This window comes from Burkholderia lata (genome assembly GCF_000012945.1).
Classification (GTDB): Bacteria; Pseudomonadota; Gammaproteobacteria; order Burkholderiales; family Burkholderiaceae; genus Burkholderia; species Burkholderia lata.
This window is the reverse complement of the sequence record NC_007510.1, coordinates 2,946,880-2,961,328: the sequence shown is the minus strand read 5'-3', so window position 1 is coordinate 2,961,328 and position 14,449 is coordinate 2,946,880. Positions and strand designations below refer to the sequence as shown.

The window sequence follows — 14,449 nt, the reverse complement described above, 5'->3', positions numbered from 1 at the left end:
AGTTAAGCAGCGCTCCGGATTTCGCCGTTTTCGAACAGGTTGGAGAAGCAGCGGCCGCACAGCGTCGGATGATCAGCGTGCGCGCCGACATCTTCACGGTAGTGCCAGCAGCGCTCGCACTTCTGGTACTTCGACGCGGCCACGTCGACGCTTTCCTGCGCTTCGTCGTCGACCTTGACGACCGTCGCAGCCGACGTAATCAGCACGAACTTGAGATCGTCGCCGAGGCTCGTGAGCGCGTCGTAGCGTGCGCCGCTTGCGTGCACCGCGACTTCGGCCTGCAGCGACGAACCGATGCGGTTCGCGGTGCGTGCTTCCTCGAGCGCCTTCGTCACGTTGCCGCGCACATCGCGCAGCAGCGCCCACTTCTCGATCAGCGCGGCGGAGCCGGCGACTTCCGGATACGCGTAGTAGGTTTCCGTGTAGATCGTGTCGCTGGCCGGCTGGAACACCTTCCACGCTTCTTCCGCCGTGAACGACAGGAACGGCGCGAGCACGCGCAGCAGGCCGTGCGTCAGGTGGTACAGCGCCGTCTGTGCGGAGCGGCGGGCGCGCGAATCGGCCGCGCTCGTGTACAGGCGATCCTTCAGCACGTCGAGGTAGAAGCCGCCGAGATCTTCCGAGCAGTACGTCTGCAGCTTCGCGACGACCGGGTGGAATTCGTACTTCTCGTAGTGGCCGAGCAGTTCCGTCTGCAGTTGCTGCGAGAACGCGACCGCATAGCGGTCGATCTCGAGCCATTCGTCGACCGGCACCGCGTGTTGCGCGAAATCGAAGTCCGACAGGTTCGCGAGCAGGAAGCGCAGCGTGTTGCGGATGCGGCGATAGCCTTCGGTCACGCGCTTCAGGATTTCCTCGGAGATCGCGAGCTCGCCCGAATAGTCGGTCGACGCGATCCACAGGCGGATGATTTCCGCGCCGAGGCGGTTCGCGACTTCATGCGGGTCGATGCCGTTGCCGAGCGACTTGCTCATCTTGCGGCCTTCGCCGTCGACCGTGAAGCCGTGCGTGAGCAGGCCCTTGTACGGCGCGCGGCCGTCGATCATCGACGCCGTGAGCAGAGACGAGTGGAACCAGCCGCGGTGCTGGTCCGAGCCTTCGAGGTAGAGGTCGGCCGGGAACTGCAGCTGATCCTTGTGCGAGCCGCGCAGCACGTGCCAGTGCGTCGTGCCCGAATCGAACCACACGTCGAGCGTGTCGCGGTTCTTTTCGTACAGGTTCGCGTCGTCGCCGATCAGCTCGCGCGGGTCGAGCGTCTGCCACGCCTCGATGCCCGACTGCTCGACGCGCTTCGCGACTTCCTCGAGCAGCTCGAGCGTGCGCGGATGCAGCTCGCCGGTTTCCTTGTGCACGAAGAACGCCATCGGCACGCCCCACTGGCGTTGGCGCGACAGCGTCCAGTCAGGACGGTTCGCGATCATGCTGAACAGGCGCTGCTTGCCCCACGACGGGTAGAACGCGGTCGCGTCGACGCCTTCGAGCGCCGTTTCGCGCAGCGTCTTGCCGCCGTCGCGCGGCGTGACGTCCATGCCCGCGAACCACTGCGACGTCGCGCGGTAGATGATCGGGGTCTTGTGGCGCCAGCAGTGCATGTAGCTGTGCGTGTACTTCTCGCTGCGCAGCAGCGAGCCGGCCGCGTTCAGCGCCTCGACGATCTTCGGGTTCGCGTCCCAGATCGACAGGCCGCCGAACAGCGGCAGCGATTCGATATAGCGGCCGTCGCCCATCACCGGGTTGATGAAGTCCGAGTCGGTCATCCCGTGCGCCTTGCAGGACACGAAGTCCTCGATACCGTACGCGGGCGACGAGTGCACGACGCCGGTACCCGTGTCGGTCGTCACGTAGTCGCCGAGGTAGACGGGCGCGGTGCGCTTGTAGCCGGGGTGAGCCGACGCGAGCGGGTGGTGGAAGCGCAGGCCCGCGAGCTTCACGCCCGGCGCGGTTGCGACGACGCGGCCGGTCAGCTTGAAGTCGGTCATGCAGGCTTCGACGCGCTCTTCCGCGATGATCAGCAGTCCGCGCTCGGTGTCGACCAGCGCGTAGACGATTTCCGGATGGAGGTTCAGCGCCTGGTTCGCGGGGATCGTCCACGGCGTGGTGGTCCAGATCACGATGCCGCCTTCGGCGCGCGGCAGGGCCGGCAGGCCGAACGCCTGCGCGGTCTTTTCCGGTTCCGCGAATGCGAACATCACGTCGATCGTCGGGTCGGTGCGGTCCTTGTACTCGACTTCCGCTTCCGCGAGCGCCGAGCCGCAGTCGAAGCACCAGTTCACCGGCTTCAGCCCGCGATACACGTAGCCCTTCTCGATGATCTTGCCGAGCGCGCGGAGCTCTTCCGCCTCGTTGACGAAGTTCATCGTCTTGTACGGGTTGGCCCAGTCGCCGAGCACGCCCAGGCGCTTGAAGCCGACCTTCTGCTTTTCGATCTGCTCGGTCGCGTACGCGCGCGCCTTGCTCATCACTTCGGCCGCCGGCAGCGACTTGCCGAACTGCTTCTCGATCTGGATTTCGATCGGCATCCCGTGGCAATCCCAGCCCGGCACGTACGGTGCGTCGAAGCCGGCCATGTTGCGCGACTTGACGACGATGTCCTTCAGGATCTTGTTGACGGCGTGGCCGAGGTGGATGTCACCGTTCGCATACGGCGGGCCGTCGTGCAGGATGAACTTCGGACGGCCGGCGCTGGCCGCGCGGATCTTCTCGTAGATGCCGCGCTCTTCCCATTCCTTGACCCACTGCGGCTCGCGCTTGGGCAGGTCGCCGCGCATCGGGAACGGCGTGTCGAGCAGGTTGACCGGATACTTGGCCTGCGGTTTCGAATCGGCTTTCTTGTTGCTCATGATGGGATCGCTATCTAAATCTCGGGGGACGCGCGAGCGTCGTGAATCGGGAATGCGCGCGACTGGGCGGCGCGAGGGTGCGGCGCGGGGCGCCGCCGTCCGGATCAGCTAATTCGGTCGGTGGCCGACGTCGAGAAACCCGTGGCGCGGCTGCCCGGCGCACGGTCGCGCTCGATGAAGTACGCACGCGCATTCGCGACGTCCAGCGCGATCGCGCGCGACAGTGCCTCGAGATCGTCGAATTTCGCCTCGTCGCGCAGCTTTTTCAGGAATTCGACGCGGATGAGCTTGCCGTATGCGTCGCCGTGCCAGTCGAGCAGGTGGACTTCGAGCAGCACGCGGCCCGAATCGTCGACGGTCGGGCGCAGGCCGAGGCTCGCGACGCCCGGCAACGGGGCGGGGCCGAGGCCGTGCACCTGCACGACGAAGATGCCCGCGAGCGCCGGCCGCTTGTGGGCGATCGGCAGGTTCAGCGTCGGGAAGCCGAGGTCGCGGCCGAGCTTCAGCCCGTGCGCGACGTGGCCGCTGATCGCATAGCCATGGCCGAGCGCCTGCGCGGCCGCATCGAGATCGCCCGCCGCGAGCGCGGCGCGCACGCCCGAGCTCGAGATGCGCGTGCCGTCGCTGCCGGCCACCGTCCCCATCTGCTCGACCTCGAAGCCGTACTGCGCGCCGGCCGCCTGCAGCGTGTCGAAGGTGCCTGCGCGTTTCGCGCCGTAGCAGAAATCGTCGCCGACCATCATCCAGCGCGTGTGCAGCCCGTTCACCAGCGTGCGTTCGACGAACGCCTGCGGCGACTGGCTCGCGAACGTGTGGTTGAAGTGCTCGACGACCACGCGGTCGACACCGTGATCGCGCAGCGCCTCGAGCTTGTCGCGCAGCATCGCGATGCGCGGCGGCGCGCCGGCCGGGTTGAAGAATTCGCGCGGGTGCGGCTCGAACGTCATCACGCACACGGGCAGGCCGCGCGCGTCCGCTGCTGCGCGCACGCGCGCGAGCAGGGCCTGGTGGCCGCGATGGACACCGTCGAAGTTGCCGATCGTCAGCGCGCACGGGGCGCGGCTCTCGGCGTTGGGCAGGCCGCGGAAGACTTTCACGATAGCGGATGCAGCGTCGGGGAATGGGCGGTGGGGTGCCGCAAAGCAGAAGATTATAAACGTTCGGGCGGGCCGGCGGCCGAGAAGGGGGGAAACGCGGGGGCGAATGGTAAAATTCGCGGATGAAAAAACTCGTGATCCTGATTTCCGGTCGCGGCAGCAACATGGAGGCCATCGTCCGCGCGTGCGCGCAGGAACGCTGGCCGGCCGAGATTGCCGCCGTGATCGCCAACCGGCCCGATGCGGCCGGGTTGGCATTTGCCGCGTCGCACGGGGTGGCGACGGCGGTGGTCGACCACCGGTCGTTCGATGGCCGCGACAGCTTCGACGCGGCACTCGCCGCCGAGATCGACCGGTTCGCGCCCGATCTCGTGGTCCTCGCCGGCTTCATGCGCATTCTCACGCCCGCATTCGTCAGACGATACGAAGGCCGGCTGCTGAACATCCATCCGTCGCTGCTGCCGAGCTTCAAGGGCATTCATACGCACCAGCAGGCGCTCGACGCGGGTGTCGCGCTGCATGGCGCAAGCGTGCATTTCGTGATTCCCGAGCTCGACAGCGGCGCGATCGTCGCGCAGGGCGCAGTGCCCGTGCGCGCGGGCGACGACGCGGCCGCGCTCGCGCAGCGTGTGCTGACGGTCGAGCATGTGCTGTATCCGCGCGCGGTGCGCTGGTTCATCGAGGGGCGTCTGCGCCTCGAGAACGGCCGTGCAGTGGTGGCGCCGGAAGAGGCGCGCTGGATTTTCGCGGATCAACCGCATACCGAAACGAGTGAGGGCGTATGAAACTGCACGGATTCCTGATCGGCCAGACCGAGACTTTGTTGGCCGAGGTGCTGAAGTTCGCCGGCCCTGCCGATGCGACGACGAGCCGGTTCTTCCGCGCGCACCCGAAGCTCGGGCATGCCGAGCGCGGCGTGATCGCCGAGGCGGTGTTCGCGGTGCTGCGCCGGAAAATGGAGTTTTCGCACCTCGCCGAGAGCGGCACGGGCACGCCTGCGCGGCGCCTCACGCTGCTCGGCCTGATGCAGACGGCTGGCCGTAATGCGCTGAAGCCGTTCCTGTCCGACACCGAGTCCGCATGGCTCGAGCACGTGTCGAAGATCGACCCGGCGAGCCTGCCGGTGCGCATCCGTACGAACCTGCCCGACTGGATCCACCAGGCATTGTCGGCCCGTTTCGACGCCGACGAGCTCGCGCAACTCGCGGCCGCGCTGAACTACCCGGCGCCGCTCGACCTGCGTGCCAATGTGCAGAAGGCCAGCCGTGATCAGGTCATCGACGGGTTGCGCGCGGAAGGCATCGATGCGGGCGCGACGCCGTTTTCGCCGTTCGGCGTGCGCGTGGTCGGCAAGCCGGCGCTGACGCGCCTGAGGCTGTTCGAGGAAGGCGCGATCGAGGTGCAGGACGAAGGCAGCCAGCTGCTGTGCTCGCTGGTCGCGCCGCGCCGCGGCGAGATGGTCGTCGATTTCTGCGCGGGCGCGGGCGGCAAGACGCTCGCGCTGGGCGCGATGATGCGCTCGACCGGGCGACTCTACGCGTTCGACGTGTCGGAGAAGCGCCTGGCGAAGCTGAAGCCGCGCCTTGCGCGCAGCGGGCTGTCGAACGTGAACCCCGTGCTGATCGACAGCGAGCACGACGCGAAGATCAAGCGGCTCGCCGGCAAGATCGACCGCGTGCTGGTCGATGCGCCGTGCAGCGGCCTCGGCACGCTGCGCCGCAACCCGGACCTGAAGTGGCGCCAGACGCGCACGGCGATCGACGAGCTGACGCCGAAGCAGGCGTCGATTCTCGCGAGCGCCGCGCGCCTGGTGAAGAAGGGCGGCCGGCTCGTCTACGCGACCTGCAGCGTGCTCGACGCCGAGAACGAACGCATCGTCGAACAGTTCCTGGCTGACCATCCCGAGTTCGTGCTGGTGCCGGCGCAGAAGGTGCTGGACGACCAGCGCATCGAGCTCGAGACGGGCGACTACCTGTCGCTATGGCCGCACCGCCACGCGACCGACGGCTTCTTCGCCGCGGTGCTCGAACGGCGCGCTGCGCAGTAACGGCGGGCCGGACGGACGATGGAGAATCTGCAGAGTCGTCTGCTGTCGCACCGGCTGGCGTCGGTCATCCGCGATTTCCACCAGCCGGTGATGATCTGGCAGGCGGCGATCCTCATCGGTGCGCTGTGCTTCGCCTGGGTGGCCGCGCGCTTCGTGCACGGCCGGATCGACGCGCGCCGCCGGGCGGCCGGACGTGCGCCCGGCGCGGGTGCGCAAAGCCTGAAGCGCGCGTTGTTCCCGCTGTTCGGCAGCGTGTTCGTGGGCGGCGCGCAGCTCGCGTTCGACCCGTTCATGTCGACGTCGCTGCTGTCGCTCGCGCTCGTGCCGCTGTTCGGCATCGGGCTGATCTACGTGCTGTTCTTCTTTGCGCGACGCGTGTTTGCGCGCGATGGCCACACGCATGCGTGGCTGTCGATCGTCGAGAAGATCGTGTCGACTGTCGTGTGGGCCGCGATGGTGCTGACCGTGCTCGGCATCCAGCGTGACGTGCTCGGCTGGCTCGACAGCGTGCAGTTCCGTGTCGCCAATGCGCACCTCACGCTGCTGTCGGTGATTTCCGGCGCGTTGTGGGTCTGCGTGACGCTGATGGTCGCGATGTGGCTCGGCTCGGTGCTCGAGGATCGCCTCACGCGCGCGACCACGCTCGACGCGAACCTGAAGGTCGTGCTGTCGCGGGTCGGCCGAGCGCTGCTCGTGTTCGCGGCGATCCTGATCGGGCTGTCGCTGGTCGGCATCGACGTGACGGTGCTCGGCGTGTTCGGCGGCGCGGTGGGTGTCGGCCTCGGTTTCGGGCTGCAGAAGATCGCCAGCAACTACGTGTCGGGCTTCATCATCCTTCTCGACCGCTCGCTGCGGCTCGGCGACGCGATCAGCGTCGGCGGGCTGCAGGGCGTCGTCACGCAGATCCGCACGCGCTACACGGTCGTGCGCGGCCTCGACGGCAACGAGACGCTGATCCCGAACGAAAAGCTGATCACCGACGTCGTGCAGAACCAGTCGTCGTACCTGACACGCGGCTACGCGAAGGTCGCGGTGCAGGTCGCGTACACGAGCGATGTCGAGTACGCGCTCACGCTGCTCGCCGATGCGGCCAAGGGCGTCCCGCGTGTGCTGGCGGAGCCCGCTCCGACCCCGTATCTGGTGAGTTTCGGGGCCGACGGGATCGACCTGGAGCTCGGTTTCTGGATCGAGGATTCCGCGAAAGGCACGTCCGGCGTGCGTTCGACCGTGAACCGCAACATCTGGCGCCTGTTCAGCGAGCACGGGATTTCGATTCCGTTCCCGCAGCGCGAAGTGCGCGTCGTCGGGTTGCCCGACGGCTTCCCCGCAGCGGGCGCGGCGGCCGGCAACGGCGCCGTGGACGGGCACGTACCGGCTGCATGACGCGCGCCGGTCGCCAATCGTATCGACCCCGCGGTCGGAACCGGATCGCGGGCCTTTCCAAGTCCGCCCATGGACTGGGTTTGTTGCGTCAGGGCAAGAAAATATTCATTTTTTACAAAGACTTGGAACGGTTGAAGTAAAATTCTGGTCTACACGCGGTATGCTTTCATTTTTCTGACGCTTGGCGCGGGCCGGCGTCGCTCTCATCACAGGTAACTGCCTTGTTGAATTCCCTGCTCGATTTTCTTTCCCACGGGCTCCTGCATTTTTCGTGGTGGCAGGTCGCGCTGTTCGCGCTCGCCGTCACGCACGTCACGATCATCGGCGTGACGGTCTACCTGCACCGCTGCCAGGCGCACCGCGCGCTTGAGCTGCATCCGATCGCGAGCCACTTCTTCCGCCTCTGGCTGTGGATGACGACCGGCATGCTGACCGGCCAGTGGGCCGCGATTCACCGCAAGCACCACGCGAAGTGCGAGACCGAGGAAGATCCGCACAGCCCGCAGACGCGCGGCATCTGGAAGGTGTTCCTCGAAGGCGCCGAGCTGTATCGCGCGGAAGCGAAGAACGAAGAGACGATGCGCAAGTTCGGCCATGGCACGCCGAGCGACTGGGTCGAACGCAATGTCTATTCGAAGTACCCGATTCTCGGCATCAGCCTGATGATGGTGATCGACGTCGCGCTGTTCGGCGTGATCGGCCTGACCGTGTGGGCCGTGCAGATGGTCTGGATTCCGTTCTGGGCGGCTGGCGTCGTCAACGGCTTCGGTCACTTCTGGGGCTATCGCAACTTCAACTCGACCGACGCGAGCACGAACCTGTTCCCGTGGGGCATCGTGATCGGCGGCGAAGAGCTGCACAACAACCACCACACGTTCGCGACGTCGGCGAAGCTGTCGAACAAGTGGTACGAGTTCGACATCGGCTGGATGTACATCCGCATCATGTCGGCATTCGGTCTCGCGAAGGTGAAGAAGGTCGCGCCGACGCCGCGCCTGAACAAGCCGAAGACGGTGCTCGACCAGGAAACGCTGCAGGCCGTGCTGTCGAACCGCTACGAAGTGATGGCGCGCTACGGCAAGGCCGTGAAGCGTGCGTACCGCCAGGAGCTCGCGCACCTGAAGGAAATCGGCGGCGAGAAGTACCAGATGATGCGCGGCGCACGCAAGTGGTTCCACAAGGATGCCGACGGCCTCGACGAGCCGCAGAAGAAGCTGTTGCCGGAAATCTTCGCGAACAGCCAGAAGCTGCAAACCTACTTCCAGTTGCGCCAGGATCTCGCCGCGATCTGGGATCGTTCGACCGCATCGCGCGAACAGCTTCTCGCGCAATTGCAGGATTGGTGCCATCGCGCAGAACAAAGCGGCATCAAGGCGCTGCAGGAATTCGCGACGCGCCTGCGCCGCTACGCCTGATTCGAAATCGATTAGAATCTAAGGACGTCAAAAACCCCGCGTTGGCGGGGTTTTTTATTTGGTTCGCCGGTTTTCGAAGGGTGATCGGCAGGGCTGGATTCGTATGAGGCTTGGGGCAGCGTGGAAGTGTTGTTCCGAGGCGAGATCAGGTGATGGGATCGGGGTTGGCGCTAAAGCGCTGGCGCTGATCGACCGCGAAGCATGGGGTGGGAGTAAGTGCTAAAGCACTCACTCCCGCCGACAGGAGATATGGAGATGCAATCGACGATCAAACCCGTCGAGTACGACCGGCCCGTTGCAGCAGGGACCGTGTGCGGCGTGGGGCAGGCCTGGGCCAAGGTGCCCGATGCACCGTCCGCCGAAGAGCGGGCCGCGCTGAAGGAGCGCATCAAGGCATTGCTCGTGCGTGAAAAGGCCGTACTGGTCGCACACTACTACGTCGATGCCGAATTGCAGGAACTCGCCGACGAAACCGGCGGCTGTGTCGCCGATTCGCTCGAAATGGCCCGCTTCGGCCGTGACCACGACGCGCAGACGCTGATCGTCGCCGGCGTGCGCTTCATGGGCGAAACCGCGAAGATCCTGAGCCCGAACAAACGAATCCTGATGCCCGATCTCGACGCGACCTGCTCGCTCGACCTCGGCTGCCCGGTCGACGAATTCTCGGCGTTCTGCGATGCGCATCCGGACCGCACCGTCGTCGTCTACGCGAATACCAGCGCTGCCGTGAAGGCGCGTGCGGACTGGATGGTCACGTCGTCGATCGGCCTCGAGATCGTGGCCGACCTGCATGCGCGCGGCGAGAAGATCATCTGGGCACCGGATCGCCATCTCGGTAGCTACATCCAGAAGAAAACCGGCGCGGACATGCTGCTGTGGCAAGGCTCGTGTCTCGTCCACGACGAATTCAAGGGCATCGAGCTCGACCTGCTGCGCGCCGAGTATCCGGACGCGAAGGTGCTCGTCCACCCCGAATCGCCGGAAAACGTCGTCGCGCAGGCCGATGTGGTCGGCTCGACCACGCAACTGATCGACGCGGCGGTCAAGTTCAACGCGACGCACTTCATCGTCGCGACCGATCTCGGCATCCTGCACAAGATGCAGCTTGCGGCACCGGGCAAGACCTTCATTGCCGCGCCGACGGCCGGCAACAGCGCCACCTGCAAGAGCTGCGCGCACTGCCCGTGGATGGCGATGAACGGCCTCGCGAACCTCGCTGACGTGCTCGAACGCGGTCACAACGAGATCTTCGTCGATCCCGCGATCGGCGAGCGCGCACGCCTGCCGATCGACCGGATGCTCGATTTCGCAGCCGCGCACAAGAAGCGCGTGCAGGCGAGCGGTGATCTGCAACGCGATCAGCAATTGTTTGCGAACGTGGGGGCTGCATGACGAACTCCGCAGTATCCCCGCTGTTCAGCAGCGTCCGCGAGCAATACGGCGCGGCATTCGACGATGCGATCGCACGCAACGTGGCCGATGCAATCGCGGAAGACGTCGGTGCCGGCGACCAGACCGGGCGGCTCGTACCGGCCGGCGGGCGTCGCCGTGCTCGCATCATCGTGCGCGAGGAAGCCGTGTTGTGTGGCGTGCCGTGGTTCGAGGCCGTGATTGCACGGATCGATCCGGAGATCGTCGTGCAATGGCACTATCGCGAAGGCGACCGGATGACGCCCGATTCGACCGTTTGCGAACTCGAAGGGCCGGCGCGCGCGCTGCTGACGGCCGAGCGCAACGGGCTGAACTTCCTGCAGCTGCTGTCGGGCGTCGCGACCGCGACGCGTCGTTACGTCGATCGTGTCGAAGGCACGCGCGCGAAGATCCTCGATACGCGCAAGACGCTGCCGGGCCTGCGGCTCGCGCAGAAGTACGCGGTGCGCGTCGGCGGCGGCGAGAACCAGCGTCTCGCGCTGTATGACGGCATCCTGATCAAGGAAAACCACATCGCGGCGGCAGGCGGTGTCGGCGAGGCACTCGACGCGGCGTTCGCGCTGGAGTCGGGCGTGCCCGTGCAGGTCGAAGTCGAGACGCTTGCGCAACTCGATACGGCGCTCGCGCACCGCGCGCAGTCGGTGCTGCTCGACAACTTCACGCTCGACATGATGCGTGAAGCGGTGCGTGTGGCTGCGGACAAGGCCGTGCTCGAAGTGTCGGGCGGCGTCAATTTCGATACGGTGCGTGCGTTCGCGGAGACGGGTGTCGACCGCATCTCGATCGGCGCGCTGACGAAGGACGTGCGCGCGACGGACTATTCGATGCGGATCGTCGACTGACCGAACGCCGTCGATCAGACAAAAAAGCCGTTGGCGCGCAAACGCCAACGGCTTTTTTCTTGTGCGGCCGCAGCCAGGAAGGGCGTGCCGGTCAGCGGCGCGCGCGCGGCGTGAGCACGCTCGGCAGCGCTTTCGGCAGCGAGTTCGGCCAGTCGCGGCTGTAGTGCAGCCCGCGGCTTTCGCGGCGCGAGTGTGCGCTCTTCACGATCAGCGTTGCCACGTCGACGAGGTTGCGCAGCTCGAGCAGGTCGCGCGTCACGCGGAAGTTCGCGTAGTACTCGTGGATCTCGTCGCGCAGCAGCGACAGCCGGTGCTTCGCGCGTTCGAGGCGCTTGTCGGTGCGCACGATGCCGACGTAGTTCCACATCAGGCGGCGCAGCTCGTCCCAGTTGTGCGCGACGACGACTTCCTCGTCCGCATCCGACACGCGGCTTTCGTCCCACGCGGGCAGCGTGGCCGGCGTTTCGGCATCGAAGCCGGATGCCTCGATCGCCTCGGCCGCCGCGCGGCCGATCACCAGACATTCGAGCAGCGAGTTGCTCGCGAGCCGGTTCGCGCCGTGGAGCCCCGTGTACGACGTTTCGCCGACCGCATACAGGCCCGCGAGATCGGTGCGCCCGGCGAGGTCGGTGACGACGCCGCCGCACGTGTAGTGCGCGGCCGGCACGACGGGAATCGGCTCTTTCGCGATGTCGATGCCGAATTCGAGGCAGCGCGCGTGGATCGTCGGGAAGTGTTCGCGCAGGAACGCTTCCGGCTGGTGGCTGATGTCGAGATACACGCAGTCGATCCCGCGCTTCTTGATCTCGAAGTCGATCGCGCGCGCGACGATGTCGCGCGGCGCGAGTTCGGCTCGCGGATCGTGCGCGGGCATGAAGCGCGTGCCGTCGGGCAGCTTCAACAGGCCGCCTTCGCCGCGTACGGCTTCGGAAATCAGGAACGACTTCGCATACGGATGGAACAGGCAGGTCGGGTGGAACTGGATGAACTCCATGTTCGACACGCGGCAGCCCGCACGCCACGCCATCGCGATGCCGTCGCCGGTCGCGGTGTCGGGGTTCGTCGTGTACAGGTACACCTTGCCGGCGCCGCCCGTTGCGAGCACCGTATGCGGCGCCTCGATCGTGATCGTGCGATCGTTGTCGACGTCGAGCGCGTACAGGCCGTGACAGCGGCGGCCGGGCAGGCCGAGCCGGTCCGACGTGATCAGGTCGATCGCGTGGTGGTTTTCGAAGAACGTGATGTTCGGATGCTGGCGCGCACGCGCCGACAGCGTGGCGAGCACCGCATGGCCGGTCGCATCGGCCGCATGGATGATCCGGCGGTGGCTGTGGCCGCCTTCGCGCGTGAGGTGGAAGCCGAGTTCGGCCGCGTCGTCCTTCGTGAACGGCACGCCCTGCGAGATCAGCCATTCGATCGCTTCGCGGCCGTGCTCGACGATATAGCGCGTCGCGCCTTCGTCGCACAAGCCGCCACCGGCGACCAGCGTGTCGTCGACGTGGTTCTCGATGCTGTCCGCCGAATCGAGGACAGCCGCGATGCCGCCTTGCGCGTTATCGCTCGCGCCCTCCATCATCGACCGTTTCGCGATCAGCGCGACACGTCGCGTGCTGGCCAGGTTGAGTGCGACCGACAGCCCTGCCAGGCCGCTGCCGACGATCGCCACGTCGAATTTCATGCTGCATCTCCATCGTTACGCTTTTGATCTTGTGCGTTCCGGCGGCCGTGGCCGCGGAAAGGGGAGAGCATACCGCGTCGCGCCGGAGCGTGCGCGCAAAACAAAAAGCCCCGCATGTGCGGGGCTTTTCGGTCGCCGTCAGGCTAGCAGAAACCGGAGATTACTTGATCTTGGTTTCTTTGTATTCCACATGCTTGCGGACGACGGGATCGAACTTCTTGATCGCCATCTTTTCCGGCATGTTGCGCTTGTTCTTCGTGGTCGTGTAGAAATGACCCGTACCAGCGGTCGACTCAAGCTTGATCTTGTCGCGTGCGCCTTTTGCCATGATTGTGCTCCTTGGGCTTAGGCTTCGCCGCGTGCGCGCAGGTCAGCGAGCACGGAATCGATGCCGTTCTTGTCGATCAGGCGCAGGCCGGCGTTCGAGACGCGCAGGCGCACCCAGCGGTTTTCGCTCTCCACCCAGAACCGGCGGTTTTGCAGGTTCGGCAGGAAGCGGCGCTTCGTCTTGTTGTTGGCGTGGGAAACGTTGTTGCCGCTCATCGGCGCTTTCCCAGTTACTTGGCATACGCGTGCCATGAGAGCACTCCTAATACGCTAAATTCGGGGTTCGATCGCCGGTGAAGGTTCCATCGCACCGCCACGTGATCCATGGCTGCACTCAGAACGCCGAAGCCCTTACAGACAAGGCCCTTCGATGGCTAGAACTGTGGTTGGAAAAAATACAGACGGCGATTCTAGCAGAAAAAGCTCAGGAAAATCAAACCTAATTTCGCATCGCCGTTGCGGCGCCCTTGGGCGGGCCGCAACCGCACAGTCTACAGCCAGCCGGCCCGTGCGAACGAAAAAGTATCGCTGATGCCGATTACGACGTGATCGAGCAGTCGTACGTCGACGAGCGCGAGCGCGTCGTGCAGCACGCGGGTCAGGCGGCGATCTTCCGCGCTCGGCTGCACCGCGCCCGACGGATGGTTGTGCGCGACGATCAGTGCCGCGGCGTTGTGCACCATCGCGCGGCGCACGATCTCGCGCGGGTAGACGGCCATGCGCGTCAGCGAGCCGCGCGTGATTTCCTCCATGTCGATCAGGCGGTGGCGCGCGTCGAGGTAGACCGCGGCGAACACCTCGTACGGGCGTGCGCCGATCTTCAGCCGCAGATAGTCCTCGACCGCGCCGGGCGAATCGATCGGCTGCTTCTCGTGCGCTTTCTCCTTCAGCATGCGACGCGCGATCTCGGTGACCGCAACCAGCCGTGCGGAGCGCGCGGGGCCGATGCCGGGGTGCGCCTCGAAATCGTCGGCGGTCGCCTCGAGCAGCCCGTGCAACGACTTGAACTGCGTGACCAGCACGCGGGCGGTGGCGAACACGTCGTGCCCGGGCTTGCCCGTGCCGAGCAGCAGGGCGATCAGTTCGTCGTCGGTCAGCGCGGCCGGCCCGCGCTCCAGCAATCGCTCGCGCGGCCGCTCGGGCCGCCAGCCGCGCGGGCGGCGCTTGAGCCGGTGGAGCGGGAGGACGCGACCGGGCGGATCGGCCGGCAGATCGGTGCTGTCGCGGCATTCGGCGGGCGGCAAGGCTGGGCAGGGTGACAGCATGCTCGAAACTCCATTGGCGGCGGGCGGTGTGCGCGACGTCGTCGCACTTTCCGCCTTGCGCGCTCAGGTGACTTACAATATTGGCTTTGCGCCGGGCCTTTCGGCCGTATCGGGCGCCGACTGA

13 protein-coding genes are annotated in these 14,449 nt (G+C 66.0%); 7 read left to right on the top strand and 6 right to left on the bottom strand.

What is annotated here, in order from left to right:
* Positions 1-2: 2 nt before the first annotated feature.
* Entirely contained in the window at positions 3-2,840 is a 2,838-nt protein-coding gene (gene ileS, locus BCEP18194_RS19405; RefSeq protein ID WP_011352960.1) for an isoleucine--tRNA ligase, read from the bottom strand.
* 104 nt (positions 2,841-2,944) lie between these two features.
* Positions 2,945-3,937 carry a bifunctional riboflavin kinase/FAD synthetase gene (locus tag BCEP18194_RS19400; protein ID WP_011352959.1) on the bottom strand — a complete coding sequence of 331 codons (993 nt, stop codon included), beginning with the start codon at positions 3,935-3,937 and terminating at the stop codon, positions 2,945-2,947.
* A 122-nt stretch (positions 3,938-4,059) separates the two neighbouring features.
* Here BCEP18194_RS19400 and purN point away from each other — a divergent pair, with 122 nt between their 5' ends.
* The 6 genes from purN (at position 4,060) to nadC (ending at position 11,055) form a co-directional block, all read left to right on the top strand.
* Positions 4,060-4,722 carry a phosphoribosylglycinamide formyltransferase gene (gene purN / locus BCEP18194_RS19395; protein ID WP_011352958.1) on the top strand — a complete coding sequence of 221 codons (663 nt, stop codon included), beginning with the start codon at positions 4,060-4,062 and terminating at the stop codon, positions 4,720-4,722.
* Positions 4,719-5,984 (top strand): RsmB/NOP family class I SAM-dependent RNA methyltransferase, encoded by a 1,266-nt coding sequence (locus tag BCEP18194_RS19390; RefSeq protein WP_011352957.1) that lies wholly within the window; start codon positions 4,719-4,721, stop codon positions 5,982-5,984. Before purN ends, BCEP18194_RS19390 begins: the two co-directional genes overlap by 4 nt.
* 18 nt (positions 5,985-6,002) lie before the next feature.
* Positions 6,003-7,367, top strand: a complete 1,365-nt coding sequence (locus BCEP18194_RS19385; RefSeq protein ID WP_011352956.1) for a mechanosensitive ion channel family protein — start codon at positions 6,003-6,005, stop codon at positions 7,365-7,367.
* A gap of 221 nt (positions 7,368-7,588) precedes the next feature.
* Positions 7,589-8,782: a DesA family fatty acid desaturase gene (locus BCEP18194_RS19380; protein WP_011352955.1), complete on the top strand. Its 1,194-nt coding sequence runs from the start codon at positions 7,589-7,591 to the stop codon at positions 8,780-8,782.
* 255 nt (positions 8,783-9,037) lie between these two features.
* Entirely contained in the window at positions 9,038-10,174 is a 1,137-nt protein-coding gene (nadA, locus tag BCEP18194_RS19375) for a quinolinate synthase NadA (protein WP_011352954.1), read from the top strand.
* Positions 10,171-11,055: a carboxylating nicotinate-nucleotide diphosphorylase gene (gene nadC, locus BCEP18194_RS19370; RefSeq protein WP_011352953.1), complete on the top strand. Its 885-nt coding sequence runs from the start codon at positions 10,171-10,173 to the stop codon at positions 11,053-11,055. Before nadA ends, nadC begins: the two co-directional genes overlap by 4 nt.
* Before the next feature lie 91 nt (positions 11,056-11,146).
* Here nadC and nadB read toward each other — a convergent pair whose 3' ends face one another.
* The 4 genes from nadB to radC all read right to left on the bottom strand — a co-directional run bounded on the left by nadB (position 11,147) and on the right by radC (position 14,325).
* Positions 11,147-12,733, bottom strand: a complete 1,587-nt coding sequence (gene nadB / locus BCEP18194_RS19365) for an L-aspartate oxidase (protein ID WP_011352952.1) — start codon at positions 12,731-12,733, stop codon at positions 11,147-11,149.
* A 160-nt stretch (positions 12,734-12,893) separates the two neighbouring features.
* Complete coding sequence (rpmG, locus tag BCEP18194_RS19360) at positions 12,894-13,061, bottom strand: 50S ribosomal protein L33 (protein WP_006478046.1); 168 nt, start codon at positions 13,059-13,061, stop codon at positions 12,894-12,896.
* A 17-nt stretch (positions 13,062-13,078) separates the two neighbouring features.
* On the bottom strand, positions 13,079-13,312 hold the full coding sequence (rpmB, locus tag BCEP18194_RS19355; protein WP_004186391.1) for a 50S ribosomal protein L28: 234 nt from the start codon (positions 13,310-13,312) through the stop codon (positions 13,079-13,081).
* 239 nt (positions 13,313-13,551) lie between these two features.
* Positions 13,552-14,325, bottom strand: a complete 774-nt coding sequence (radC, locus tag BCEP18194_RS19350; protein WP_011352951.1) for a RadC family protein — start codon at positions 14,323-14,325, stop codon at positions 13,552-13,554.
* Here radC and BCEP18194_RS42270 point away from each other — a divergent pair.
* On the top strand, positions 14,324-14,449 hold the full coding sequence (locus BCEP18194_RS42270) for a hypothetical protein (RefSeq protein WP_256989988.1): 126 nt from the start codon (positions 14,324-14,326) through the stop codon (positions 14,447-14,449). The genes radC and BCEP18194_RS42270 overlap by 2 nt on opposite strands.